The sequence below is a fragment of the Aureimonas psammosilenae genome, from assembly GCF_009176975.1.
Lineage (GTDB): Bacteria > Pseudomonadota > Alphaproteobacteria > Rhizobiales > Rhizobiaceae > Plantimonas > Plantimonas psammosilenae.
In genome coordinates this window covers 420,086-445,693 of the sequence record NZ_WEZG01000001.1, presented here as the reverse complement: position 1 = coordinate 445,693, position 25,608 = coordinate 420,086, and the positions used below count along the sequence as shown (strand labels likewise).

Annotated in this window: 20 protein-coding genes; 14 read left to right on the top strand and 6 right to left on the bottom strand. The window is 66.2% G+C overall.

The window, feature by feature from the left end; translation table 11 throughout:
- Positions 1 to 248 precede the first annotated feature (248 nt).
- From ribB to F9929_RS01945, 13 genes are all read left to right on the top strand, one after another.
- Positions 249 to 1,376: a 3,4-dihydroxy-2-butanone-4-phosphate synthase gene (gene ribB, locus F9929_RS02005; RefSeq protein ID WP_152044847.1), complete on the top strand. Its 1,128-nt coding sequence runs from the start codon at positions 249 to 251 to the stop codon at positions 1,374 to 1,376.
- Between the two features lie 40 nt (positions 1,377 to 1,416).
- Positions 1,417 to 2,487: an NAD(P)-dependent alcohol dehydrogenase gene (locus tag F9929_RS02000; RefSeq protein ID WP_152044846.1), complete on the top strand. Its 1,071-nt coding sequence runs from the start codon at positions 1,417 to 1,419 to the stop codon at positions 2,485 to 2,487.
- 324 nt (positions 2,488 to 2,811) lie between these two features.
- A complete protein-coding gene (locus F9929_RS01995; protein WP_152044845.1) occupies positions 2,812 to 4,158 on the top strand; it encodes an LLM class flavin-dependent oxidoreductase in 1,347 nt (448 codons plus the stop codon).
- Positions 4,155 to 5,330 (top strand): M20 aminoacylase family protein, encoded by a 1,176-nt coding sequence (locus F9929_RS01990; protein ID WP_152044844.1) that lies wholly within the window; start codon positions 4,155 to 4,157, stop codon positions 5,328 to 5,330. Before F9929_RS01995 ends, F9929_RS01990 begins: the two co-directional genes overlap by 4 nt.
- Positions 5,323 to 5,880: a GNAT family N-acetyltransferase gene (locus F9929_RS01985; RefSeq protein ID WP_152044843.1), complete on the top strand. Its 558-nt coding sequence runs from the start codon at positions 5,323 to 5,325 to the stop codon at positions 5,878 to 5,880. The genes F9929_RS01990 and F9929_RS01985 overlap by 8 nt, the downstream gene beginning before the upstream one ends.
- Positions 5,877 to 7,640, top strand: a complete 1,764-nt coding sequence (locus tag F9929_RS24785; RefSeq protein ID WP_152044842.1) for an amino acid ABC transporter permease/ATP-binding protein — start codon at positions 5,877 to 5,879, stop codon at positions 7,638 to 7,640. Before F9929_RS01985 ends, F9929_RS24785 begins: the two co-directional genes overlap by 4 nt.
- Positions 7,641 to 7,713: 73 nt before the next feature.
- The gene (locus F9929_RS01975) at positions 7,714 to 8,652 is read left to right on the top strand and encodes an ABC transporter substrate-binding protein (RefSeq protein ID WP_235918950.1); all 939 of its coding nucleotides are present in this window, start codon (positions 7,714 to 7,716) and stop codon (positions 8,650 to 8,652) included.
- A gap of 80 nt (positions 8,653 to 8,732) precedes the next feature.
- A complete protein-coding gene (locus F9929_RS01970; RefSeq protein ID WP_152044840.1) occupies positions 8,733 to 9,668 on the top strand; it encodes an ABC transporter substrate-binding protein in 936 nt (311 codons plus the stop codon).
- Between the two features lie 30 nt (positions 9,669 to 9,698).
- Entirely contained in the window at positions 9,699 to 10,832 is a 1,134-nt protein-coding gene (ssuD, locus tag F9929_RS01965; protein WP_152044839.1) for an FMNH2-dependent alkanesulfonate monooxygenase, read from the top strand.
- Positions 10,833 to 11,054: 222 nt separating this feature from the next.
- On the top strand, positions 11,055 to 11,582 hold the full coding sequence (locus tag F9929_RS01960; RefSeq protein ID WP_152044838.1) for a hypothetical protein: 528 nt from the start codon (positions 11,055 to 11,057) through the stop codon (positions 11,580 to 11,582).
- Complete coding sequence (locus tag F9929_RS01955) at positions 11,579 to 13,567, top strand: TonB-dependent receptor plug domain-containing protein (RefSeq protein ID WP_152044837.1); 1,989 nt, start codon at positions 11,579 to 11,581, stop codon at positions 13,565 to 13,567. Before F9929_RS01960 ends, F9929_RS01955 begins: the two co-directional genes overlap by 4 nt.
- A gap of 35 nt (positions 13,568 to 13,602) precedes the next feature.
- The gene (locus tag F9929_RS24370; RefSeq protein ID WP_152044836.1) at positions 13,603 to 14,400 is read left to right on the top strand and encodes an MHYT domain-containing protein; all 798 of its coding nucleotides are present in this window, start codon (positions 13,603 to 13,605) and stop codon (positions 14,398 to 14,400) included.
- Positions 14,397 to 16,046: a putative bifunctional diguanylate cyclase/phosphodiesterase gene (locus F9929_RS01945; RefSeq protein WP_152044835.1), complete on the top strand. Its 1,650-nt coding sequence runs from the start codon at positions 14,397 to 14,399 to the stop codon at positions 16,044 to 16,046. The genes F9929_RS24370 and F9929_RS01945 overlap by 4 nt, the downstream gene beginning before the upstream one ends.
- Before the next feature lie 36 nt (positions 16,047 to 16,082).
- Here the strand turns inward: F9929_RS01945 and F9929_RS01940 are convergent, their stop codons facing one another.
- From F9929_RS01940 to F9929_RS01930, 3 genes are read right to left on the bottom strand one after another with little or no spacing between them, the layout of a single operon-like run.
- A complete protein-coding gene (locus F9929_RS01940) occupies positions 16,083 to 17,264 on the bottom strand; it encodes an efflux RND transporter periplasmic adaptor subunit (RefSeq protein ID WP_152044834.1) in 1,182 nt (393 codons plus the stop codon).
- Between the two features lie 19 nt (positions 17,265 to 17,283).
- Positions 17,284 to 20,454, bottom strand: a complete 3,171-nt coding sequence (locus tag F9929_RS01935; RefSeq protein ID WP_152044833.1) for an efflux RND transporter permease subunit — start codon at positions 20,452 to 20,454, stop codon at positions 17,284 to 17,286.
- A gap of 31 nt (positions 20,455 to 20,485) precedes the next feature.
- Entirely contained in the window at positions 20,486 to 20,719 is a 234-nt protein-coding gene (locus tag F9929_RS01930) for a hypothetical protein (protein WP_152044832.1), read from the bottom strand.
- A 170-nt stretch (positions 20,720 to 20,889) separates the two neighbouring features.
- Here F9929_RS01930 and F9929_RS01925 point away from each other — a divergent pair, with 170 nt between their 5' ends.
- A complete protein-coding gene (locus F9929_RS01925) occupies positions 20,890 to 21,483 on the top strand; it encodes a TetR/AcrR family transcriptional regulator (RefSeq protein ID WP_152044831.1) in 594 nt (197 codons plus the stop codon).
- Between the two features lie 142 nt (positions 21,484 to 21,625).
- Here F9929_RS01925 and F9929_RS01920 read toward each other — a convergent pair whose 3' ends face one another.
- From F9929_RS01920 to amaB, 3 genes are all read right to left on the bottom strand, one after another.
- A complete protein-coding gene (locus tag F9929_RS01920) occupies positions 21,626 to 22,633 on the bottom strand; it encodes a Gfo/Idh/MocA family protein (protein ID WP_152044830.1) in 1,008 nt (335 codons plus the stop codon).
- A gap of 203 nt (positions 22,634 to 22,836) precedes the next feature.
- Positions 22,837 to 23,991, bottom strand: coding sequence for an amidohydrolase (locus tag F9929_RS01915; protein WP_152044829.1), 1,155 nt, complete (start codon positions 23,989 to 23,991; stop codon positions 22,837 to 22,839).
- A 21-nt stretch (positions 23,992 to 24,012) separates the two neighbouring features.
- A complete protein-coding gene (gene amaB / locus F9929_RS01910) occupies positions 24,013 to 25,566 on the bottom strand; it encodes an L-piperidine-6-carboxylate dehydrogenase (RefSeq protein WP_152044828.1) in 1,554 nt (517 codons plus the stop codon).
- Between the last annotated feature and the right edge of the window lie 42 nt (positions 25,567 to 25,608).

The window sequence follows — 25,608 nt, the reverse complement described above, 5'->3', positions numbered from 1 at the left end:
CTGGGAAGTCTCCGGTTGAGGATCGGCGAGGGATTTTCGTCGTTCCGCGAGGCGCCGAACGCAGTCGATGCCGGCGGCATCGGCGAGGGTCCGAAGGACGGGCGAGACAAGTGGCTCGCCCCGGGCCGGACGGCGAAAAGAACCGCCGAGCCGACCCGGAGACTTTTCAGGCAGCCTCTCATGCAGTTGATCCGGGCGCGGGGTCTCGTTAAGCCGCTGTAAGTGAGGCGTGAACGGACCCCATTCCCATGGAATTCGAGCTCGATACGATCGACGACGCGGTAGCCGCCATCGCGCGCGGGGAACTCGTGGTCGTGGTGGACGACACCGACCGCGAGAACGAAGGCGACCTCATCATGGCCGCCTCCAAGGCGACCCCCGAAACCATGGCCTTCATGATCCGCCATACGAGCGGCATCCTGTGCGTGCCGATGACGGGCGAGCGGGCGGCCAAGCTCAACCTGCCGCCGATGGTCGCCAACAATCTCGACCCGATGCGCACCGCCTTCACCATCTCGGTGGACTACAAGGTCGGCATGACCACGGGCATCGCGGCCGAAGAGCGTGCGAACACGGCCCGCGCGCTCGCCAACGACAACGCGATCGCCACCGACTTCCTGCGCCCCGGCCATATGTTTCCGCTGATCTCGCGCGAGGGCGGCGTCCTCACCCGTTCCGGCCACACGGAAGCGGGCACCGATCTCGCCCTTCTGGCCGGTCTCCAGCCCGTCGGCATCCTTGCCGAAGTGGTGAACGACGACGGCACGGTGAAGCGCCTCACCGAACTCGTGCCCTTCGCGCGCGAGCACGGGCTGAAGATCGTGTCCATCGAGGACCTCATTTCCTGGCGCATCCGGCGCGAAAGCTTCGTGACCTGCGTGCGCGAGGAAGCCATGCTCGTGGGCGGCATGAAGGCGCGGGTGCGCGTTTATGAGACGCCCTTCGACCCGATGCAGCATGTCGTGGCCGTGTTCGGCGACGTGGCGGGCGCGGAAAAGGTGCCGACGCGCATTCACCGCGAACAGCCGGTGACCGATCTCTTCGGCCATCGACACGGCGACAAGAGCTGGGTCGAGCACGCCGTGGATTCCTTGAAGACCTGCGACCGGGGCGTCCTCATGCTTCTGCGCCAGCCGAAGGTGGACGATTTCGAAACCGAAGTGCCGACCGCTGCGGACATCGCGCCGACCGACGGCGAGCGCCATGCCAGCGCCAAGGCGCGCCAGCAGCGCTGGCGGGAAATCGGCATGGGCGCGCAGATCCTGCGCGACCTCAAAGTGCGCTCCATCGCCGTCATGGCGACGCAGGAGCGATCCTATGTCGGCCTGACGGGTTTCGGCATCGAGGTGGCGGGAACCATTCTCGTCAAGGACTGACCGCGAGCGGTCCGCATTCGCATCGAAGGGAGAAAAGGCCATGTCGGCATTATCGAAATCGGCGACCGGAGGGCAAGAGCGTCGCGCGCTCGTTCTGGAAGCCAAGGACCGCCTGTCCTTGCGCGAGTTCCCGCTGGAAGAAACGATCGGCCCGCGCGACGTGCGGATCGCCATCCACACGGTCGGCATCTGCGGCTCGGACGTCCATTACTACACGCATGGCGCGATCGGCCCCTTCGTGGTCAAGGAACCGATGATCCTCGGCCACGAGGCGTCCGGCACCGTGACGGAGATCGGCGCGGAGGTGGAAAGCTTGAAGGTCGGCGACCGCGTCTGCATGGAGCCGGGCATCCCCGATCCCACCAGCCGCGCGACGCGCCTCGGCCTCTACAACCTCGACCCGGCCGTGCGCTTCTGGGCGACGCCGCCGATCCACGGCGTGCTCCGCTCCAGCGTGGTTCACCCGGAGGCCTTCACCTTCAAGCTGCCGGACACGGTGTCCTTCGCCGCCGGCGCGATGGTCGAGCCGCTGGCCGTCGGCGTTCACGCCGCGACCAAGGCGCGCGGTGCGCCCGGCCATGTGGCGGTGGTGATCGGGGCGGGTCCGATTGGGCTCGTCACGGTTCTCTCGGCGCTGGCGGCCGGCGCGGCGCGCGTCATCGTCAGCGATGTCGACGACACCAAGCTGGAGATCGCCGCCAAGCTCGGCCCCGTCTCGACCGTCAACGTTTCGCGCGACGATCTCGCCACCTTCGTGAAGCGCGAAACCGAGGGCTGGGGCGCGGACGTGATCTACGAATGCGCCGGCTCCGAGCGGGCCATCGCCGGCATCTTTCAGCCGCTTGCCCCCGGAGGTGTCGTGGTTTTCGTCGGCCTGCCGCTCAGCGCGCCAACCTACGACGTGACGGCGGCGATGGTGAAGGAAGCGCGGGTGGAGCACGTTTTCCGCTATGCCCATGTCTTCCCGCGTTGCGTGGCCATGCTGGCGTCGGGCGCGATCGACGTGTCGTCCCTCATCACCAAGGTCTTCCCGTTCGAAGACAGCGTGCGCGCCTTCGAACTGGCCGCAAGCGCGCCCAAGGGCGAAGTGAAGATGCAGATCGAGCTGTAGAAGCCTCGATTGGCGGAGAAGGCGGGTTGTTCCTGCCTTCTCCCACCGCTTGTTGCGAACCTTCACGGTGAGCCGAGCCCACGCGATGCCCTGCCGCCTTTCGAAGCCGCGCTCCTAGCCTCGCAGCGCTCAAATCCCCCAAATACGAAAAATCATTCCCCCCTCGCCCTTCCCGACGCCAATCGCTTTCGTTGAACCCATTAAATCTACAGGATTACTGTAGTTTGCACCGGGTCGAAGCTTTTCTTCCAGCTTCGGCGCTTCCGAAACGACATTGGCGGGAAGCCCGGTTCGCCGGCGCGTCCCCGGACAAGGACGATGGTCATGAGCGGCACCCGCATCACCCTCGGTCTGATGCTTCACGGCGCGGGCGGCAACATGAATGCGTGGCGCCATCCTGCCGGCCCGGCGGATGCCAGCGTCAATCTCGGCTTTTATGTCGATCAGGCTCGCCGCGCGGAAAGCGCAGGCTTCGCCTTCGTGTTCGTCGCCGACGGGCTCTACATCAACGAGAAATCGATCCCGCACTTCCTCAACCGCTTCGAGCCGCTGACCATCCTGTCGGCGCTGGCGACGACGACCTCGCGGATCGGCCTCGCCGGCACGGTTTCCACTTCCTACAGCGATCCCTTCACGATCGCCCGGCAGTTCGCCTCGCTCGACCTCATCTCCGGCGGGCGCGCGGGCTGGAACGTCGTGACCTCGCCCTTGGAGGGGTCGGGCAGGAACTACGGCCGCGCCCATCCCGAGCACGCGCTTCGCTACGAGATCGCCGACGAATATCTGGAAGTCGCGCAGGGCCTTTGGGATTCCTGGGACGACGACGCCTTCCCGCGCGACCGTGAAACCGGCGCCTTCTTCGATCCGGCCCGGCTGCATCGCCTGGATCATAAGGGACGCTTCTTCCAGGTTGAAGGGCCGTTGAACATTCAGCGCTCGCCCCAGGGGCAGACGGTGATCTTCCAGGCCGGCTCCTCGGACGACGGGGTGAAGCTCGCCGGCAAATATGCCGATGCGGTCTTCACCCATTCGCCGTCCCTCGAAGAAACCCGCGCCTTCCTTGCCCAGGTGAAGGCGAGCGCCGTGGCCCACGGCCGCGCTTCCGGCGACGTGCGCGTTCTGCCCGGCATCCACCCGATCGTCGGCGCGACGCGCGAGGAAGCGGAGCGCAAATACGAGACGATCCGCGATCTCGTGTCGCTGGACGATGCCCTCGCCTATCTCGGCCGCTACTTCGACCATCACGATTTCACGCAATACGATCCCGACGCGCCCTTCCCCGACCTCGGCGACATCGGCGCGAACTCTTTCCGATCCACCACCGACCGCATCAAGCGCGACGCGCGGGAAAAGGGCCTGACGCTGCGCCAAGTGGCGCTGGCTTCCGCCACGCCCCGCCCGAATTTCCTGGGGTCGGGCGAAGAGGTCGCCAATGAACTCATCCGCTGGGTGGAGGAAGGCGCGGCGGACGGGTTCATCGTCGGCTTCCCGGTGTCCGCCGAAGGACTCGCCGATTTCGAGCGTCATGTGATTCCGGTTCTGGAAGCGCGGGGCGTCTACGACCGAACGCTCCATGAAACGACGCTGCGCGGCAATCTCGGCCTGCCCTTCAAGACAAGCCGCCATGCCGGTGGGGATGAAGCCTCGGCACCGTCCCGCGTGTCGGCATGAGCCTGCGCGAGCGGATCGCCGCTTCCGTGCCGGACTTCGTCGCCCTCCGGCACGATCTCCACCGCCATCCCGAACTCGCCTTTCACGAGGAGCGGACGAGCGACAAGGTGGCCGGCCTCCTCCGGGGATGGGGCTACGAGGTGTCGCGCGGCATCGGCGGCACGGGTCTCGTCGGAACGCTGAGGAAGGGCAACGGCCATCGAAGCCTCGGTATCCGCGCCGACATGGACGCGCTGCCGATCAAGGAGGAAACCGGCCTCGCCCACGCGAGCCGGATCGATGGCGCGATGCATGCCTGCGGCCATGACGGGCATACCGCGATCCTTCTCGCCGCCGCCCGCTATCTTAGCCAGAACGGCCGCTTTTCCGGCACCTTGAACCTCATCTTCCAGCCGGCCGAGGAGATCGGGCAAGGCGCGAAGCGGATGATCGGGGACGGGCTCTTCGAGCGTTTTCCTTGCGACGCCGTGTTCGGTCTCCACAACTGGCCGAACGAGCCGGCCGGCCGCTTCGGCTTCGTGCCCGGCCCTTCCATGGCCTCGGTGGACTGGGCGCGGATCAACGTTCGCGGCCGGGGCGGCCACGGCGCGACGCCGCAGGAAACGGTGGACCCGGTGGTGGCCGCCGCCCATCTCGTCACCGCCCTCCAGACGATCGTGTCGCGCAACGCCGCGCCGCTCGATCTCGCCGTCGTCACCGTCGGCTCGATCCATGGCGGCTCGGCCGCCAACGTAATTCCAGATGCCGTGGAACTGACGCTGACGACCCGTGCCTTCCGACCCGAAATCCGCACGCTTCTGGAAAAAAGGGTGAAGGCGCTGGCGGTTTCCCAGGCGGAAAGCTTCGGCGCGCTGGCCGAGATCGAATGGAAGCACGGCTTCCCGAGCGTCGTGAACCACGCCGCCGAGACGGATTTCGCCCGTCAGGTCGCGCTCGACGCCTTCGGGGAAGCGGCGGTTCTATCCGATTTCGCGCCGCGCACCGCCAGCGAGGACTTCGCCTTCATGCTGCAAGCGCGGCCCGGCAGCTACCTTTTCGTCGGCAACGGCGAAAGCGCCCCTCTTCACAGCCCGCACTACGACTTCAACGACGCCCTGATCGAGCCGGCCGCCGCTTATTGGGCGAGCCTCGCCGAGACCTTCCTCACCCCTTCGGAGGGAACGCATGTCTGACGTCATCGCCCAAACCAGCCCGCTCGACCCGCGCGCCAAACCGCTGATCGACGATCTGCTGCGCGAATATGACAATCGCTACGGCACCTTCTTCGATCCGGCGGGCGCGGCGACGGAGATGAACCGCTATCCGGCGGACGTCTTCGCGCCTCCGAACGGCAACTTCCTCTTGATCCTGCGAAACGGCGAAACGATCGCCGGCGGCGCGTTCATGCGCCACGAAGAGGACACCGCCGAGGTGAAGCGCATGTGGACGCGCGGCGACCTGCGCCGCCAGGGCCTTGCCGCCACCGTTCTCGGCGCGCTCGAAGCCCACGCCGTGCAACAGGGCTACAGCCGCTTCTATCTCACCACCGGTTTCCGCCAGCCGGAAGCCGTGCGACTTTACCTGTCGCTCGGCTACACGGCGCTTTTCGACACGAAGGCCGATCCCGAAACCTATCGCCATCTGCCCTTCGAGAAGGACCTGCGCTCGGGCTCACTCGCCGCCGCGCTCGCCGCCGCCCGCCCGCACCATGGCAGCGCGAAGACGGGAGCCGACGCACGATGAGCCTTTCCGCTCCCTTCGACGGGCGTCTCGCGCCCTCCGCCGCCGCCGCCAAGGACACCCCCACCGGCCTTCGCATCGTGCCGGCGCGCCATCCCTTGCGCGCGGTCGGCACGGTTGCCGCCCTTCTTCTCGTGGCAGCGATCGTCCAGTCGACGCTCACCAATCCGCGCTGGGGCTGGGATGTGTTCGCTGAGTGGTTCTTCGCCGAGCCGGTGCTCGTCGGGCTCGGCCGCACCCTCCTTCTCACCGCGATCGGCTCCGCCCTCGGCTTCACGCTCGGCACCGTTCTGGCGCTGGCGAGGGTCGCCGGATCGCCGGCGGTCGCGGGCGTATCCTGGGCCTATGTGTGGATCTTCCGCTCCATTCCGCTGATCGTTCTCCTCCTCGTCCTCAACAATCTCGGCTATCTCTACGAGACGGTGCGCTTCGGCGTGCCCTATACCGAGATCACCTTCGCTTCCTGGTCGACGACGCAGCTCATCACGCCGTTTGCGGCAGCGGTGATCGGCCTCACCCTGCATCAGGCCGCTTATTCGGCCGAGATCATCCGGGGCGGCATCCTGTCCGTGGACCAGGGACAGATGGAAGCCGCCGCCGCGCTCGGCCTGCCGCGCGCCCGCCAAACGCGCCGCATCCTCCTGCCGCAGGCCATGCGCTCCATTCTGCCGAGCGCCTTCAACGAGATCATCGGCCTCGCGAAAGGCACCTCGCAGGTCTACATCATCGCCCTGCCGGAACTCTTCTACTCGGTGCAGGTCATCTACCGGCGCAACATGGAGGTCATTCCCCTCCTGATGGTGGCGACGGTCTGGTATCTCGTGATCCTGTCCGTCCTGTCGCTCGCCCAGCGCGCCATCGAGAAGCATTACTCGCGCGGCGCGCTGCGCAATCCGCCGCCGTCCTTCCTGTCGCGCTTCTTCGCCCAACGCTCCTCGGACGCCCCGAACCCGGTCGCAACTGCCGCGAACGCCGCGCCGCTTTGGACGGGCACCCACGCGGCGGGCGGCTCGGTGGAAATCCGCAACGTCCACAAGAGCTTCGGCGACCTGAAGGTGCTGAAAGACGTGTCCCTGTCCTTGAAGCCGGGCAGCGTCACCGCGATCATCGGCCAGTCCGGATCGGGCAAGTCCACGCTTCTGCGCACGATCAACCATCTGGAGCGCGTCGATGCCGGGCTCGTATCGGTGGACGGCGAGCTGATCGGCTACCGGCGCGAAGGCGACACGCTCTACGAACTGCACGAAAAGGACGTCCTGAAGCGCCGCGTCGACATCGGCATGGTGTTCCAGAACTTCAATCTCTTCCCGCATCTGACGGTGTTGGAGAACGTGGTCGAAGCGCCCTTGTCGGCACAAGGCCTGCCCCGCCCGCAAGCTGAAGCGCTCGGCCGCGAGTTGCTCGCCCGCGTCGGCCTGTCCGACAAGGAAGGCGCTTATCCGCGCCAGCTTTCCGGCGGCCAGCAGCAGCGCGTCGCCATCGCCAGAGCCCTCGCGCTGCGGCCCAAAGTGCTCCTTTTCGACGAGCCGACCTCGGCGCTCGACCCGGAACTCGTCACGGAAGTGCTGGACGTCATCAAGGAGCTCGCCCGCTCCGGCACGACGCTGGTGATCGTCACCCACGAAACCGGCTTTGCCCGCGAAGTCGCCGACACGGTGGTCTTCATGGAAAGCGGCGAAGTGCTGGAAGTCGGTCCGCCGGCGCAGATCTTCGGCGCGCAGAAGCACCCCCGCACCAAGGCCTTTCTCGCCAAGGTTCTTTGATCCCGGTCTCCGGCCGATGCGACGGCCGGACCCATGCTTCCCCTCCCTCCCCTTCTTTCAAGGAACGACATCCGTGACGCCCCCCTTTTCGCGCGCCCTGTCCGCGCTCGTCCTCGCCGCTTCGCTCGGTCTCGCCTCCAACGCGACCGCGGCGGGGATCGAGGTCGATCTCGACCCCGCGCAGCCGAATCGCATTCGCGCGCAGAAGGTGCCAGAAGCGATCGCCCTTCTGCCGAAGGACCATCAGTTCGTGACGAGCGGCACCTTCACGGTGGCGACCAATCCCGGCAATCTGCCCTTTTCCATCTATGCGAGCGACACGAAGACTCCCGTCGGGGGCGAGCCTGATCTTGCCCAGCTCGTCGCCGACAGCCTCGGCCTGAAGCTCGAAGTCGTCGGCGTCGCCTGGCCGGATTGGCCGCTCGGCGTGACGTCGGGCAAGTACGATGCGGCCATCACCAACATCACGGTCACGGAAGCGCGCAAGGAGAAGTTCGACTTCTCCACCTATCGCGCCGACCTTCTCGGCTTCTACGTGCCGAACACCAGCAAGATCGAGAAGATCGCCAAGCCCGAAGACGTGGCGGGTCTCAAGGTCGCCGTTTCCTCGGGCACCAATCAGGAGGAAATCCTGATCCGCTGGTCGAAGGCGAACGAGGACAAGGGACTGAAACCCACCGAAATCGTTTATTTCGACGACGAGGCCGTACAGACCCTCGCCCTCCAGTCCGGCCGCATCGACGCCTATCTCGGCCCGAACTCGACATCGGCCTTCAAAGCGGCGCGCGACGGCAAGACCAAGCTGATCGGCACCTTTTCCGGCGGCTGGCCGGAAACGGCCGAGATCGCCGTGACCACGAAGAAGGGTGCCGGCCTCGCCGATGCGATCACCGCCGCCATCAACGCGCAGATCGCCAACGGCAACTACGCCAAGGTCCTGGCGAAATGGAACCTTTCCGCCGAGGCCGTCAAGGAATCGCGCACCAATCCCGCCGGCCTGCCCAAGAGCTGAACCGGCGAGCCCGCGCCGCGCCGGTTTCCTCCCCCCGGTGCGGCGCTCGAGCCTTCTCGATCCTTCGGAGTTCCGTTTCCATGCCCTTCGCCCAGCGCGCCCGCCGCGTCGCAACTGTGCTTCTGCTGATCGCTCCCGCCGGCCCGGCCTTCGCCGATGCCGGCTTCGACTTTTCGCCCGAACAGCCGGGGCGGCTTCATGCCGAGCGCGTCCAGGCGGCCGCCGACGCCATCCCGAAGGACTTCCCCTTCGTGCGGCCGGGCCATCTCACCGTCGCCGTCAACCCGGCCGGCGGCCCGCCCATCGCGACCTATGCCACGGACGCCGCGACCGTCATCGGCGCCGACCCCGACTTCGCCTCGCTCGTCGCCGACAGCCTCGGGCTGACGCTCGATCTCGTGCCCGTCGCCTGGGCCGACTGGCCCCTTGGGATGACGTCCGGCAAATACGATGCGGTGATCTCCAATGTCGGCGTCACCGAACAGCGGAAAGAGAAGTTCGACTTCTCCACCTATCGCCAGGGGCTCCACGGCTTCTTCGTGAAGAAAGGCTCCGGCATCGCCACGATCGCCGAACCGAAGGACATCGCGGGGCTGCGCATCATCGTCGGTGCCGGCACCAACCAGGAGCGCATTCTCCTCGAATGGGACAAGCGCAACGTCGACGCCGGCTTGAAGCCCGCTGAGCTGCAATATTTCGACGACGAGGCGACGAGCCTCGTGGCGCTCCAGTCGGGCCGCGCCGACGTGATCGTGCAGCCGAACGGACAGCTCGTCTTCATCGCCGCGCGCGACGGCAACATCGGGCGCGTCGGGACCCTCAGCGCCGGCTGGCCGGAACGGTCCGATGTCGCGATCGTCACGAAGAAGGGCTCGGGGCTGGCGGACGCGCTGACGGTGGCCGCCAACGCTCTGATCGAGAACGGTCTCTACGCCAAGGCGCTCGACCGCTGGGGCTTGAGCGAGGAAGCCCTGCCGCGATCGGAAACCAATCCGCGCGGCCTGCCGAAATTCTGAACCGCCCGCCAGACGCCAAGGACCTTCCCCATGACCGCCACAAACCCGCTGAATTTCTTCTGGTTCATCCCGACCCACGGAGACGGCAGCTATCTCGGCACCGACAAGGGCAGCCGCAAGCCGGAATTCCGCTACTTCAAGCAGATCGCCACCGCCGTCGACCAGCTCGGGTTTCAGGGCGTGCTTCTGCCGACCGGCCAGTCCTGCGAGGATTCCTGGATCACCGCCACGGGTCTGGCGACGGCAACGGAGAAGCTGAAGTTCCTCGTGGCGCTTCGTCCCGGCATCATCTCGCCCACCGTCGCCGCGCGCCAGACCGCAACGCTCGACCGCTTGTCGAACGGCCGCCTTCTCCTCAACGTCGTGGTCGGCGGCAATCCGGCCGAGCTTGCCGGCGACGGCGTCCATCTTTCGCACGACGAACGCTATGAGCAGGCCGGCGAGTTCCTGGAAATCTGGCGGCGTCTCCTTCAAGGCGAGGTCGTGGATTTCGACGGGCGGCATTATCAGGTGAAGGGCGCGCGCAACGACTTTCCGCCAATCCAGGCCCCGCACCCGCCGCTTTATTTCGGCGGCTCGTCGGAGGCGGGACAGGCGCTCGCCGCGCGGGCCGTCGATCTGTATCTGACCTGGGGCGAGCCGCTCGATCAGGTCGCCGAAAAGCTCGACGCGGTGCGCGCCAAAGCCAAGGCAGCCGGCCGGGCGGTGCGCTTCGGGATGCGCGTGCATTTCATCGTCCGCGAAACGGAAGAAGAAGCCTGGGCCGCCGCCGACAAGCTGATCTCGCATATCTCCGACGCGCAGATCGAGCGCGCTTATACCCGCGCGTCGAGTGAGATGGATTCGGTCGGCCAGCGCCGGCAGGCTGCGCTCCATGGCGGCCGCCGCGACAAGCTGGTGGTGGCGCCCAATCTCTGGGCGGGCGTCGGCCTCGTGCGCACCGGCGTCGGCACGGCGCTCGTCGGCACGCCCGATCAGGTGGCCGCCCGCCTTGCCGAATATCAGGCGCTCGGCGTGGATACGATCGTCGGCTCGGGCTATCCGCATCTGGAGGAAGCCTACCGCGTCGCCGAACTCCTGTTCCCCAAGCTCGGCATCGCCGTGGAAGGGCAGCGCGCCCACGAGTCGATCGCCAATGAATTCACGGTCGGCAGGAGGGCGTAAGCATCCCGTCGGATTTTAGATGGCTCGAACGATGGAATATTCGGGCCTTTCCCAGGCATCAACCTGAAGCTTCACACCGTATGCACCGACTTCCACGAGTTGCATGACACGCTGATCTCGGGAGCCGCATCGGAGCCGCTACAAGTCTTGAGTAAGGAATGAGGGCTATGAACTCACTCGAATAATAGCGACCTAATTTCCGGCCGCTGCCAGAAGCCAACCATGCTTTCGAGAAGCGTTCTTTCCCTCGTCGCCCTTGCGATCAACATCCTGCCGCATCGCAGCCTCGCCGCCGATGCCACGGTGCAGGATATGCAGATCGTCGGGCGGGCGCTTTCGTTCAAGAACGGCCAGAAGAAGGGCGCGATCACCCTCGCGGTCGTCTATGCCGGGGCGAGCGAGCAATCGAACGCGGAAATGCAGGCGGCCGTCGCGATATCGAGGAACGGTTTGAAGGTCGGCGACAACCTTCTGCGCATCGTTCCTGTGGAGCAGTCCCAGCTCTCCTCGGCCTCGGGCTATGACGGCGTCTTCAGCGTCGGCGGCGTCGATCAGGAGCGGTTGCGCAAGGCCCTGAACCGCAGCGGCACGCCCTGCTTCACGCTGGAGGCGGCGCAGGTCAAAGGCGGTGCCTGCACCGTCGCCGTCCGCTCCCGGCCTGCCGTTTCCATATCGATCAATTCGGGCAACGCCGCTGCGACGGGCGTCGGCTTCGCCACGGCGTTCATCATGATGGTCCGCGAAATATGAATGCGCGCAAGCTATCGGTGCTGGCAGCCGCCTTTCTGGTTATCGCGCCGGCGGCCCATGCGCAGACCGTGGACTACACGGCGGCCGAACAGATGTTCGGCGAACCCGTCACGGCGTCGGCCATCGGCAAGCCGCAGCGCGCCAGCGAAGCGCCCGCCAATATCGACATCATCACCGCCGACGACATCCGCCGTTCGGGGGCCACCGACATTCCCTCGATCCTGCGCTTCGTGCCGGGCCTCGACGTCAGGCGCTACGGCCAGTTCGACGCCGCCGTCGGCATCCGGGGCTACAACACGGCGCTCAACCCGCGCGTTCTCGTGCTTCTGGATGGACGCCAGGTCTACCAGGACGACTACGGCTATACGCTCTGGTCGCAGATCCCGGTGGCGCTCGGTGAGATCCGCCAGATCGAGATCATCAAAGGGCCGAACGCGGCGCTCTACGGCTTCAACGCGGTGTCGGGCGTCATCAACATCGTCACCTTCGATCCCCTGCGCGACAGGAAGAACGCCGTCGACATGCGCGGCGGGACGCAGGGCCAAGCCTATGGCGAGGGTGTCGCGACCATACAGGTGCCGGATCGTTTCGGCCTTCGCGCATCAGTCAAAGGCACGCGGGCCGACGAGTTCGAGGGCAAGTCGGTTCTCGACGATGCGGAAAAGCCCAATGTGAAGACCGGCGCGGCCGATATGCGCTACCGGCTGAACGACCATGTGGAACTCGGCGTTTCGGCCTCCATCGGCGGCATCGAAACGGAGTATTATCCCGATTTCGGGTCCTATATCGCCATGGACACCAAGACGCAGAGCTTGCGCGGCGTTCTGACGGCGGACACCTCGCTTGGCCTTCTGCAACTCGACGCCTATCGAAACGCCACCGATTTCAGTTCGAGCGGCTGGATCTACGATCTCGGCTGGCGACAGGACGTCACCGTGGTGAAGGCGAGCGATCTCGTGCGTGTCGGCGGCGACCATACGTTGCGTATCGGCGCGGAATACCGGCACAACTCGCTGAAGGACGACGATTTCTTCGGGGGCGAAACCTCCACCGATCTCGTGGCCGGTTCGGTCATGTGGAACTGGCAGATCCGCCCGGATCTCGTGGTGACGAATGCCGTGCGCCTCGACGCGATGTCGGTTCGCAAGAATGATACGCCGGAAGAGTTCGACCAGACGCAAGACGATGTGGACTATCCCGACATCGTCCAGCCGAGCTTCAACAGCGCGCTTCTGTATTCGCCGACCGACTTCGATACGTTCCGTCTCAGCGCGGCCCGCGCCCTTCAGCTTCCGAGCCTCGTGACCTTGAGCTACTATTATCGACTCAGCCCGTTTTTCGAGGAACTGGCGCCTTTGCGGCCGAGTGCCGTGATGAACTACGAGGCAGGCTACAGCCGCGAGCTTCCTTCGCTGGACTCGCAGTTCAACTTTTCCCTGTTCGTTCAGGATACCGACAAGACCATCGGCTCACCCTTCGCCTTGCCGCTGATCTTCACGCGGGAGGACGAACTCGTTTCCTTGTCGCGCAACTTCGCCGGCAGCGGCGCGGTGGGCGGCGAGATCGGGATCGACGGACGTAACGAGGCCGGCTGGCGCTGGAACCTCAGCTATTCCCTCGCCAGCCTGAACGATCGGACATCGGCCGACATCCTGTCCCTGATTCCGGCGATCGACTACGCCGTGCAGAACCCGGTTCATTCCGTGATCGCCGGGCTCGGCTTCACATGGGACAGACTGGAAGTGGATGGCCAAGCCCGCTGGCAATCCAGCTTCAAAGACTTCCGGTTCGACGAGGCGACCTTCGGAAGCGCTGCCGAGAATGTACCGGACTATGTGACGCTGAACGCGCGCGCCGGGTACAAGGTCACCGATCAGGCGACGTTCTCGGTCACGGCCGAGCAGTTGAACGCCGCCCGCATCGTGACCTCCGCCGGCCGGCGCAGCGAGCGCCGTCTCCTCGCCGGCCTGAAGATCGAGTTCTGATCCATGCCGTTCGCGTTGGAGCCGAGGCAAGAGCGATGAGCCATCTCCTGGCCGATCTGACGGGATATCACGACCCCTTCTGGGGCGCTCTCGTGGTTCTGGCGGCGCTGTGCGGCGCCTTTCTGCTCATGATCCTTCTGCGCCAAGCCACCAGCTTCTACGGCTGGCGAAGGGCCGGCCTCGTCGCGGTCGGCGGCCTTGCTTCCACCGGCATCAGTTGGGGGGCATTCCTGGCGGCCTTCAAGAGTACCTATCCGCAGATCGCGATCTCGATCCCGCCATCCCATGCGGCATCATCTCTCACGACGTCCCTCGCCTTCAACCTTTTCGGTTTGAGCATCGCCGCCGCCGGTCGCCGGTCGGGTCGCAACGTCCTTCTTGCCGGCTCCCTTCTTTCCTTCGGCTTCTCGTGCATGGTGTTCACGAGCATGTCGGGAATGGTCAGCCCATACGCCCTGTCCTACGACCTTTCCGCCGTTCTCCTCGTCATGATCTTCGGCGCGCTGCTCGCCAGCTTCGCCATCTCGGAAATCGGCAAGAAAGGGCACAACAACAGCCTTGCGATCGGAACCCTGCTCGGGGGCGCCGCCATCGCCTTCTCGGCCTTCGGCTCCCTGTCTTCCATCCTGTCCTTCGGGGACTGGATGAGCGCGGTCGCCGAGCCCGACGATCTCACCGCCTCGCCCATCGTGGTGATCGGGGCGGCGGAAGCCGTCACCGTTCTCGTGCTGAGCTTCGTCGGTTCGCTCGCGACCACCGCGCCGCCGCCCGCGACAAACTCGAAGCGGAACGGCTGCGCCAGCTCGCCAACAGCACGTTCGAGGCGATCGTGATCCACCGGGACGGATCGGTTCTCGACGGCAACGAAGCGCTCGCCTCGCTGCTCGGCGTTCGGGAAAACAGCTTGGCCGGCCAGCATCTCGGCCGGATCGTGCCGGAAGGCGCGACGCCGTTCTGGACCGCGAACCGCTCCTCGACGCGCGGCGAAAGCGAGATCGTCACCGCCACCGGCCAGCGACTTCCCATCGAGATGCTGTCGCGCACGATCCCCTATCGCGGCAGTCTCGCTACGGTGACGGCGCTTCGCGACATCAGCGAACGGCGCGATTCGGAGGCAAGGATTCGCTTCCTCGCCCATCACGACATGCTGACCGCACTGCCCAACCGTGCGCTTCTGACCGAGGAACTCGAGAACAAGCTCGCCGCCGCGACGGAGAAATCGGATACCTTGGCGGTTCTCTGCCTCGATCTCGACGGCTTCAAGCTCGTCAACGACACCTATGGCCATGCGACGGGCGACGAGCTTCTGCGTCAGGTCGCGGCGCGGCTGCGGGCGGCCATGCGCGAGGGCGAGTTCGTGGCGCGCATCGGCGGCGACGAGTTCGTCGTTCTCCAGTCGTCGGGCACGCAGCCCGGCAAGGCGGGCGATCTGGCGCAGCGCATCATCGCCGCGCTCACCTCGCCCTTCGATCCGGGCGGACGCCGGGTCACGATCGGCACGAGCGTCGGCGTCGCCATCTTCCCGCGCGACGGAGCCGAGCCGAACCAGTTGGTGAAGCGCGCCGACATCGCCCTTTACCGCGCCAAGCACAACGGCCGGGGATGCGTGCGCTTCTTCGACGCCGCCGTGGACCACGAGGTCGACGACAGGCCGCAGCTCGAACAGGAACTTCGCGACGCCCTGGCGAAGGGCGAGCTGAGCCTTGCCTATCAGCCGATCTTCGATTGCGTGGGGAAGCTCGTTTCCTTCGAGGCCCTCATGCGCTGGACCCATCCGGTGCTGGGGCCCATCTCGCCGGCGCGCTTCATCCCGATCGCCGAAAGCCGCCAATTGATCCTGCCGATGGGCGAATGGGCCTTGCGCGAAGCCTGCCGGACCGCCGCGACCTGGGCGGGCGACATCCGCGTCGCCGTGAACCTGTCCCCCGTTCAGGTCGTGCAGAAGGATCTTCTGTCCCGTATCGACGCGGTGCTTCGCGAAACGGGTCTGTCGCACGAGCGGCTCGAACTCGAAATCACCGAGGGCGTGCTTCTAAAGGATGAGGAGGCCGCCTGCGACGTCATCACGGCACTCGGGAAACGCGGCGTCAGGATCGTCCTCGACGATTTCGGCACCGGCTATTCGAGCCTGTCCTATCTTCACCGCTTCCGTTTCGACAAGCTGAAGATCGATCGGTCCTTCATCCACCGGCTGCTGCACGAGCGAAGCGCGCAGGCGATCGTGAAGGCCATCATCTCGATGAGCCGCGACCTCGGGATGGAGGTAACGGCCGAGGGCGTGGAAACCACTGAGCAGATGGAGGCCCTCACCGCGCAAAGCTGCCACGAGTTGCAGGGCTTCCTGCTCGGCAGGCCGATGCCCGGCGAGGACGCGAACCGCTTGGCCCTGGAACACGGCGCGGAAGGCGGTCTTCGAGAGCTGGAGCGCCTCCGCACGGCGATGGGCGGCGGCCGGACCGAGGCCGTTTCCGCCGCCTGAGATGTTCCCCCGCGTATTTCGCGCCGGGGTGGCGGATCAGCGCGTCGCCGTCTCGATGGGCAGCGGCTGCACCGGCGCGCCGGGCCCGATCTTCTGGAGATTGCCGGTGATGACGCGATCGTCCTCGCGCACGCCGGAAGCGGCCACGAGATCGCCGTCCGTCGCGCCGAGCGTCACCGGGCGCTGCTCGGCGACGCCCTTCTCGCCGACCACATAGACATATTTGCCGAGCTGCCCCGAGCCGATGGCCGCCTGCGGCACCATCAGAACGCCGTCGCGCTCGTCCACCACCAGCCGGGCGCGCACATACTGGCCGGGCAGAAGCGCGAAATCCGGGTTGGCGATGGTGGCCCGCGCGGCGATGGTGCCGGTCTGCGGGTCCACCGCGTTGTCGATGAAGGTCAGTTCGCCGGCGCGTGTTTCATCGTCGGTGCCCGGCAGCGTGACTTCCACCTTCACGCCGCCGCTCGCCCGCTTGGCCTTGGCGATGGCCGCGAGATCCCGCTCGCTCGGATTGAACGAGACATAAACCGGATCGAGCTGCACGAGGGTGTTGAGAACAGACTCACCTGCCCCGACGAGCGTGCCGACGGGCGCGCGGTCGCGGCCCAGACGCCCGGCGAAGGGCGCGCGGATTTCGGTGTAACCGACATTCAGTTCCGCCGCCTGCATCGCGGCCCGGCCCAGCATCACCGCCGCATCCGCCTGCCGGCGCGCGCTGGAGCGCTGGTCGAAGGTGTCCTTCGCCAAGGAGCCGCTTTGAACGAGCGAGGTGGAACGCTCGGCCGTCGCCTTGGCATAGTCGAGGGCGGCGGAATCGCGTTCCACCGCGGCCTTGGCCTGATCCAGCGCGGCCTGGAAATCCCGCGGATCGAGCTTGTAGAGAAGGTCGCCGGTCTTCACGTCGGCGCCGTCCGGCAGAAGCTGGTCCGACACGAAGCCCGTCACCTTGGTCTGGAGCGACACGGAGCGGATCGCTTCGGTGCGGGCAGAATAATCGAGCCAGGTGGGCAGCGAGCGCTTCACGACGCGCGCCACCGGCACGGGCATGGCCGGCGGGGCGGCTTGCGCTTGCGCCGTGCCGGTCCCGGCGGCCGCGTCGCCGCCGGTGGACCCGAGTTCTTGAAACAGGACGGCACGATGGCGCCATGCCAATTCGCCGCCCGATACGAGGGCGAAGACGGCAACGGTCGCGAACGCGATCTTCAGGATACGCATGGATGGCAACTCCGAAAGCTCATTCGGCCGGGACGGTCTGGGCGGTCGCGCCCTTCTCGTCGGCAAGGCGATGGGACGAGGACTCGTGGGGAGCCCTGCCCTCGCGCCAGCGCTCGATCATCGCATAGAAGACCGGCACGAACAGGAGGGTGAGAATGGTCGCGGCCAGCATTCCGCCGAACACCGTGGTGCCGATCGACTGGCGGCTGGCGGCGCCCGCGCCTTCCGCGTTCATTAAGGGCACGACGCCGAGAATGAAGGCGAAGGCGGTCATCAGGATCGGGCGAAGGCGAAGGCGCGCGGCGTCCTTTGCCGCATCCACGATCGAAAGCCCTTCCTCGCGCCGCCGTTTGGCGAATTCCACGATCAGGATGGCGTTCTTGGCGGCAAGGCCGATCAGCATCACGAAGCCGATCTGCGAATAAACGTCGATCTGCATGCCGCGCACGAACAAGGCACCCACCGCGCCGAACAAGGCGAGGGGCACGGCCAGAAGCACCATGAAGGGCATCGACCAGCTTTCGTACTGGGCGGCCAGGATCAGGAACACGAAAACGATGGCGAGCGCGAAGATGACGCTGGCGAGCGAGCCGGCCTTGATCTCCTGATAGGTGATGCCCGTCCATTCATAGGCGAAGTCGCGCGGCAGCACGGCTTCGGCGACGCGCTGCATGGCAGCGCTCGCCTGGGCCGAGGAAAAGCCGGGCGCCGCCGCGCCGTTGATGAGCGCGGACGCGTAGTTGTTGTAGTGCGGCACGGTTTCGGGGCCGACCACCGGCTTCAGTTGCCCGAGCGTCGAAAGCGGCACCATGCCTCCTTCGGAATTTCTCACGTAGAGACGCGACAGGTCGGACGCGTTGGCGCGCGCCTGCGCTTCCGCCTGCAGCGTGACGCGGAAGGTGCGCCCGAACAGGTTGAAGTCGTTCACGTAGAGCGAGCCGAAGAAGATCTGCAGCGTGTTGAAAACGTCCGGCAGGTCGAGGCCGAGAAGCTTGGCCTTGTTGCGGTCGAGATCGAAGTCGAATTGCGGCGTCGATGTCGAGAAGGACGAGAACAGGGCGTGAGGGTTGAGTTCGGGCTGCTTGCGCGCTTCCGCGAGAACGGCCTGGACCGCCTGATCCAGCGCCGCCGAGCCGCGCCCGGTGAGGTCCTCGACCTGGAACTCGAAGCCGCCGGTCGCGCCGAGGCCTGGAATGGACGGCGGGTCGAAGGGCAGAACGATCGCTTCCGGAATCTGGATCAGCTTGCCCTGAAGCTCGGCCACGATCTTGGAAGCGTTCTGCTCCGGCGGGCGCTCGTTCCAGGGCTTCAGGATGGCGAACTCGACCGCCGAGTTGGATTGCGCGGCATTGGTCAGGAAGTTGAGACCCGAGATCGAGCCGACGATGTCGATGCCGGGCGTTCCTTCCAGAACACCGCGCACCTTGGCGGCGACCGCGTCCGTGCGCTCCAGCGAAGCGCCGTCGGGCAACTGGATCACCACGAAGAAGTAGCCCTGGTCCTCGACGGGAAGAAAGGTCGAGGGCAGCTTCTGCCAGATCCAGTAGGTGCCGCCGAGGGTCAACGCGAACAGGAGAACCACGATGAAGCGCGCCCGCACCAGCCCCCCGACCAGCCGCGCATAGGCATGCGACATCCAGTCGAAGGCGGCGTTGAACCAGCGGAAGGCGAAGAAGCGCGTCTGCGGCTTGTGGCTGAGGAACACCGCCGCAAGCGCAGGGGAGAGCGTCAGCGAGTTGAAGGCGGAAATGCCGACCGAGATCGCGACGGTCAGCGCGAACTGGTTGTACAAGCGCCCTGCGACGCCTGGAATAAAGGCGACGGGAATGAACACGGCCATCAGAACGGCGGTGGTCGCGATGATCGGCCCGGTCACCTCGCGCATGGCGCGCAGCGTCGCCTCCATCGGCGGATAACCGTCCTCCAACTGCCGCTCGACATTCTCGACCACGACGATGGCGTCGTCCACCACCAGACCGATGGCGAGCACCATGCCGAGCAAGCTCAGCATGTTGAGCGAGAAGCCGAGCAGCGCCATCACCACGAGGGTCGCGATCAAGGACACCGGAATGGCGATGATCGGGATCAGGGTCGTGCGCCAGCTTTGCAGGAAGATGTAGACGACGAGGATGACGAGGAACAAAGCCTCGGCCAGGGTGATGAGGACGTCCTCCATCGCCGCCGACACGAAACGCGTCGTGTCGTAGTGCATGGCGTAGGAAATGCCCGCCGGGAAGCGCTTCGACAATTCGTCCATCTTGGCATGGACGTTCTTCTGGAGGTCGAGCGCGTTGGAGCCGGGCATCTGGAAGATGCCGAGCACCACGGTCGGGTCCTTGCCGAAAAAGGCGGTGGAGGCGTATTGCAGCGCGCCGAGTTCGGTGCGCGCGACATCGCTGAGGCGCACCACGGAGCCGTTCTGCGAATTGGCGCGCACCACGATCTGGTCGAACTCGGCCGGATCGCTCAAGCGGCCGACGGCGTTCACCTGCATCTCGAAGGGCGTGCCGGCGGGAGCTGGCGACTGGCCGATCTTACCGGCCGCGACCTGCACGTTCTGCTCGGCGATGGCCTGTTGGACGTCCACGGCGGTGATGCCGAGATTGGCCATGCGGTCGGGATCGAGCCAGACGCGCATGGAATAGCGCCGTTCACCGAAGATCTGCACGTCGCCGACGCCCGGCACGCGCTTCAAGGGGTCGGCGACCTGAAGAAAGGCGTAGTTCGACAAGGCCACCGGATCGACCGAACCGTCCGGCGAGGTGAGGTTCACGATGAGCGCGAAGTTCGGGTTCTGCTTCTTGACCGTCACGCCGCTCTGGTTGACGATCGCCGGCAACGCGGACGCCGCCTGGCTCACGCGGTTCTGGACGTCCACGGCCGCGATATCGAGCGGATAGCCGACCTCGAAGGTCACCGTGATCGTCGCCGAGCCGTCGTTGGAACTCGTCGAGGACATGTAGGTCATGCCTTGGACGCCGTTGATCTCCTGCTCCATCGGCGTCGTCACTGTGTCGGCGACGACCTGCGCGCTGGCGCCCGGATAACGCGCGCTCACCACCACCTGCGGCGGCGTGATGTCGGGAAACTGCGCGACGGGCAGCAGGAAATAACAGATCGCGCCGGCCAGAACCATAACGATGGCGATGGCCGAGGCGAAGATCGGACGGCGCGTGAAGAACTCTACCAAGGCTGGTGCCCTCGTTCGGAATGCTTGAAGCTTAGCCGCAGCAGCGATCGGCGATGGCCGACATCGCCTTGGCGGCGAAGCGCGGCCGGTCGATCGGCGCAAGACGGGGAAGGCTCGGCGCGGACAGCCGAGCGGGGCCTTGCGACACGAAGCGCAGGCGCGCTTCGAAATCGTTCGGGTTCACCCGGTCGGCCCTCATCAGGGCGCGCACGGCCGGTTCCTTCATGATCTCGGCGATCGTCGGCTCGAAGTTCGCGTCAAACATTCTCGGCTCCTTTCCCTCGACCCACACCGAACCGCTTTGCGTTCGGCTCCCGCTTGCCCATATCGATCTTGCGAACAGGCTCAGTCGATGTTACGGGTTAGTAACATCGACAGGTGACAGATCGGTAACATGACGTCAAGCGCAAACGTCCTTCAAGGTCTGAGGATTCGATGACGGACGCAGCATGCGGCCTTGGACGACCGCGGGATCGCATTCTCGATACGGCCCGAAACCTCTTCCGCCGATGCGGAATCCGGGGCGCGGGCGTCGACGCGATCGCGGAGAATGCCGGCACCAACAAGATGACGCTCTACCGGCACTTCCGGTCCAAGGACGAGCTCATCGTCGCCTGCCTGAACGAGGCGGCGACCGAAGCCGACAAAAGCTGGGTCGAACTCGAAGCGGCCCATCCCGCGGACCCCAAGGCCCAACTCGACGCCTGGGTCGACGCGGTCGACGGCTGCATCCGCGAGGGTCAGGCCTGCGAGATCGCCAATGCCGCCGTGGAGCTGCCCGAAGCCTCCGAGCTTCTGCGCACTACCATCGTCGGGTTCAAGAACCACCAGCGCCAGCGGCTCGGCCAGCTTTGCGCCGATGCCGGCATCCACCGCGCCGAAGCGCTCGCCGACATGCTTTGCCTTCTGATCGAAGGCGCGCGGGTCAGCCGCCAGACGCTCGGGCAGGAAGGTCCGAGCCACAGCTTCTCCACCTGTGCCCGGTCCGCGATCGCGGCCTTCTCGGTGGAGTCCGGCGCTTCGAAGTGAAGGCCGTTCGAGCCGGCGAGGCGACAGTGCCGCCGGCCCTTTTCCTTTCAGCGATCATTCGCCGCGACTATTCCGCCTCCGCCAGCCGGGACGCGAGGCTGGACGGAAGAGGCCATGGAAACAGTGTTTCCGTGGGGTATCGTCAGGGGCGCTCCCAGCCGTTCGAGCGGCCGGAGCGGAAAAAGGCGTCGATGACGCGCATGTTGAGAACGGCGTCCTCGATGCCCCATTCGAGCGGCGCCTCTCCACGAACGGCGGCCGAGAAGGCGTCGCCCTGAAGCGTGTACTGGTCGATGACCGGGAACTCGACGACCTCGGCGCCGCCGCCGACGAGGTCGCGGCCGTCGTCGATGACGATGCGCCCCGGCCGGTCGTTCGGCGCGTTGAAGGGGATCTCGATCGCGATCCGACCCTTCGTGCCGAGCACCTCGACAGCCTGGCGCGGCACGAGCTGCGTGGCGCAGGTGAAGCCGAGATGCCGGCTGCCGGAAAACTCGGCGATGCCGGTCAGCATCCGGTCGGTCTTCATGGCCGGATCGATGTCGAAGGCGCCGACGACGCGGCTTGGCTCCGCGCCGAACACGAAGCGCGCCGTGTTGATCGCGTAGCAGCCGATATCGTAAAGCCCGCCGCCGCCGATCTCCGGCTGGTTGCGGATGTTCTCGGGGTCGGTGAGGTAATAGGAAAACACCGTGTGGATGGCGCGCACCTCGCCGATGCGACCTTGCCCCACCAGTTCGCGCACCCGCCGCCATTGCGGATGGTGGCGCACCATGAAGGCTTCGGCGACGAGCCGTCCGGTGCGCTTCGAGGCTTCCACCAGTTGCCCGGCCTCTTCTGCGCTCATCGCGATCGGCTTCTCGCAAAGCACGTGCTTGCCGGCTTCCAGCGCCTTGATCGTCCAGGGCACGTGGAGATGGTTCGGCAGCGGATTGTAGATCGCCTCGATCTCCGGGTCGGCCAGAAGCTCCTCGTAGGAGCCGTAGGCTCGGGCAATGCCGAGCCTGTCGGCCGCCGCCTTCGCCTTTGCCCCGTCGCGCGAGGCAAGAGCGGCGACCGTCGATTTCTCGCCCTTCAGCATGGCGGGGATCACGGCGTTGAGACCGATCTGGGCGGTGGAGAACACGCCCCACTGAACCTTCGACGTCATGACATCTCTTTCGTTTCTTCAAAGCACTCCCGACAGGAAGCGCTTCGCCCGAGGGCTTCGTGGATGGCCGAACATGGCGTCCGGCGGCCCGCTTTCGACCTCCCTCCCCTCGTCCGTGAAGACGACTTGGGGCCCGACGCGGCGCGGGAAGTTCATTCCATGCGCGATTTGAACAGCGGATTGCGGCCCGATCGGCCTGGTTCTCAATGATCGAAGCCGAGGAGTTCGCGAACGGCCCGCAGGAAGACGCGCGCGCCGACCGCGAGGAGATCGTCGGGAAAATCGTAGTCCGGGTTGTGGAGCCTCGGATGGTCGATGCCCGCGCCGAGAAAGAACATCGCCGACTTCGAAACATCGGCGAAACGGCCGAAATCCTCCGACGGATAGATCGGCTCGCCGGGACGGTGCGCGATCCCTTCGCCATCCAGCGCGCGGCGCAGAAGGGCGACGGCTTCCGGGTGGTTGTCGCAGTGCCGGAAGATGTCGTGATAGGACATGGCGCAATCGAGCCCCGCCCCGCGGGCCACCGCCACCGCGATCGCTTCGGCCTCGGCGACGAGACCCTGCATGGCTTCGTCCTGGAGCGTGCGCAGCGTCGCCCAGATCTCACCATGTCCCGGCGCGATCCCGAAGGCGGGCTCGCCGAGGCGCGCGTGAGTGACGGTGACGAGCCGGAAGCCGTCGCGGAGCGGCCCGCCCGCGCCCAAAGCCGTCAGCGCCGGCATCAGTCGGGCCATTGCGCCCATCGGCGACACGCCGTCCTGCGGCATCGACGCATGGGCCGTGCGGCCACGGAGTTCGACCCGCAGCCCGCGCGAGGCGCAGTTGACCGGCCCTTCCCGCAAGGCGACTTCGCCGAAGGGTAGGCCCGGCAGGTTATGAAGCGACAGCGCATAGTCCGGCTTGATCTGCGCGAAGGCCGGATCGGCGATCACGGCGTCGGCCCCGGCTCCCGTTTCCTCCGCCGGCTGGAACAAAAGCACCACCCGCCCCCGCTGCGGCCTTCGGCGCGCGAGTTCGGTGCCCACCAGCGTCAGGATCGCCGAATGGCCGTCATGACCGCAAAGGTGACCCTTGTTCTCGATCTGCGAGCGATGCTCGATTGCGCCGATCTCCTGGATCGGCAGCGCGTCGAGTTCGCTTCGCAGGAGAACCGTCGGTCCCGCCGCCGCTCCTTCGAAAACGGCGGCGACGCCATGACCGCCGAGCCCGGACAAAAGCCGGTCCGGCTCTTGTTCGGCGAGCCGGCTTAGCACGGCGGCGGCCGTCTTCGCCTCCTCGCCCGACAGCTCGGGATGTCGATGAAGCTCGCGACGAAAGTCGATCGCCTCGCCGATATCCCGAATGTCGAAGGCCATGCGCGATCTCCTGTCCCGCCCTCAGGCCTCGGCCGAGCCGCCGTCGACGTCGAACTTCACCCCTTGCGCCAGCGGCAGGGAGCGGCCGTAGTTCACCGCGTTGGTCTGCCGGCGCATATAGGCCTTCCAGGCGTCCGAGCCCGATTCGCGCCCGCCGCCGGTCTCCTTTTCTCCGCCGAAGGCACCGCCGATCTCCGCGCCGGAGGGTCCCATATTGACGTTGGCGATGCCGCAATCGGATCCCGCCACTGATAGGAAGCGCTCGACATCGCGGATGTCGGTGGCGAAGATCGAGGAGGACAGGCCCTGCGGCACACCGTTCTGCAGCGCGATGGCTTCCTCCAACGTCGCGTATTTCAGGACGTAAAGGATCGGCGCGAAGGTCTCCTCCACCACCGGCCCGACCTGCTCGGGCATGGTGACGAGCGCCGGGCGGACATAGAAGGAGTCCGCGCCGTTGACGTCCACACGCTCGCCGCCCTGCACCGTACCGCCCGCCGCTTTCGCGGCTTCGAGCGCGCGTGCCATGCCTTCGAAGGCGGCTTGGTCTACCAGCGGGCCGACAAGCGCTTCGCTCGCCACCGGCGAGCCGACCGAGATGGTGGCATAAACACGTTTTAGCTTTTCCACCAGCTCGTCATGGACGCTTTCATGCACGATCAAACGGCGGAGCGTCGTGCAGCGCTGGCCGGCGGTGCCCATCGCACCGAAGGCGACGGCGCGCAACGTCAGATCGAGATCGGCCGAAGGCGTGACGATGGACGCGTTGTTGCCGCCGAGTTCCAGGATGGAGCGGCCGAAGCGCGCGGCGACCTTGACCCCGACGATGCGGCCCATGCGGGTCGAGCCGGTGGCGGAAACCACGGGAACGCGCGCGTCCTCCACCAGCACTTCGCCGGTGCCGGCATCGCCGATGAGGAGCGTCGACAGGTCGGCGGGCGCGTCCGCGCCGAAGCGCGCCACGGCTTTCTCGAAGATCGCCTGCGTCGCCAGCGCCGTCAGCGGCGTTTTCTCGGAGGGCTTCCAGATCACCGGATTGCCGCAGACGAGCGCCAGCGCCGCGTTCCACGACCAGACGGCGACGGGGAAGTTGAAGGCCGAGATGATGCCGACCGGGCCGATCGGGTGCCATTGCTCGGCCAGACGGTGGTCGGCGCGCTCGGACGGCATCGTGAGGCCATAAAGCTGGCGCGACAGGCCCACCGCAAAGTCGCAGATGTCGATCATTTCCTGAACCTCGCCGAGGCCTTCGGAAACGACCTTGCCGGCCTCGATCGTCACGAGCCGGCCGAGCGCTTGCCTGTTGGCGCGCAGTTCCTCGCCGAGCAGCCGCACGAGCTCCCCGCGGCGCGGCGCCGGCATCAGACGCCATTGAAGAAAGGCGGCGGTCGAGCGCGCGATGGTCTCGCGCGCCGCGTCCGGCGTGGTTTCGGGCACGCGCGCGATCGTCTCGCCGGTGATCGGCGAGCGCACGGCCCGCGCGCCGCCGGTGAACCGCGCGTCTTCGAGGCCGAGGGAGCGCAGGATCGCGGCGGTCTCTTGTTCGAGCGAGGCGGCGCTGGCGGTTTGCGGCATGATATCTCCTGATGGTCGGACGTGGCGGCGGTTTTGCCGCTT

Excerpts from the sequence above, each read along its gene's own strand:
- ribB (WP_152044847.1), top strand. The coding sequence starts at position 249 with ATGGAATTCGAGCTCGATACGATCGACGACGCGGTAGCCGCCATCGCG.
- F9929_RS02000 (WP_152044846.1), top strand. The coding sequence starts at position 1,417 with ATGTCGGCATTATCGAAATCGGCGACCGGAGGGCAAGAGCGTCGCGCG.
- F9929_RS01995 (WP_152044845.1), top strand. The coding sequence starts at position 2,812 with ATGAGCGGCACCCGCATCACCCTCGGTCTGATGCTTCACGGCGCGGGC.
- F9929_RS01990 (WP_152044844.1), top strand. The coding sequence starts at position 4,155 with ATGAGCCTGCGCGAGCGGATCGCCGCTTCCGTGCCGGACTTCGTCGCC.
- F9929_RS01985 (WP_152044843.1), top strand. The coding sequence starts at position 5,323 with ATGTCTGACGTCATCGCCCAAACCAGCCCGCTCGACCCGCGCGCCAAA.
- F9929_RS24785 (WP_152044842.1), top strand. The coding sequence starts at position 5,877 with ATGAGCCTTTCCGCTCCCTTCGACGGGCGTCTCGCGCCCTCCGCCGCC.
- F9929_RS01970 (WP_152044840.1), top strand. The coding sequence starts at position 8,733 with ATGCCCTTCGCCCAGCGCGCCCGCCGCGTCGCAACTGTGCTTCTGCTG.
- ssuD (WP_152044839.1), top strand. The coding sequence starts at position 9,699 with ATGACCGCCACAAACCCGCTGAATTTCTTCTGGTTCATCCCGACCCAC.
- F9929_RS01960 (WP_152044838.1), top strand. The coding sequence starts at position 11,055 with ATGCTTTCGAGAAGCGTTCTTTCCCTCGTCGCCCTTGCGATCAACATC.
- F9929_RS01955 (WP_152044837.1), top strand. The coding sequence starts at position 11,579 with ATGAATGCGCGCAAGCTATCGGTGCTGGCAGCCGCCTTTCTGGTTATC.
- F9929_RS24370 (WP_152044836.1), top strand. The coding sequence starts at position 13,603 with ATGAGCCATCTCCTGGCCGATCTGACGGGATATCACGACCCCTTCTGG.
- F9929_RS01940 (WP_152044834.1), bottom strand. The coding sequence starts at position 17,264 with ATGCGTATCCTGAAGATCGCGTTCGCGACCGTTGCCGTCTTCGCCCTC.
- F9929_RS01930 (WP_152044832.1), bottom strand. The coding sequence starts at position 20,719 with ATGTTTGACGCGAACTTCGAGCCGACGATCGCCGAGATCATGAAGGAA.
- F9929_RS01925 (WP_152044831.1), top strand. The coding sequence starts at position 20,890 with ATGACGGACGCAGCATGCGGCCTTGGACGACCGCGGGATCGCATTCTC.
- F9929_RS01920 (WP_152044830.1), bottom strand. The coding sequence starts at position 22,633 with ATGACGTCGAAGGTTCAGTGGGGCGTGTTCTCCACCGCCCAGATCGGT.
- F9929_RS01915 (WP_152044829.1), bottom strand. The coding sequence starts at position 23,991 with ATGGCCTTCGACATTCGGGATATCGGCGAGGCGATCGACTTTCGTCGC.
- amaB (WP_152044828.1), bottom strand. The coding sequence starts at position 25,566 with ATGCCGCAAACCGCCAGCGCCGCCTCGCTCGAACAAGAGACCGCCGCG.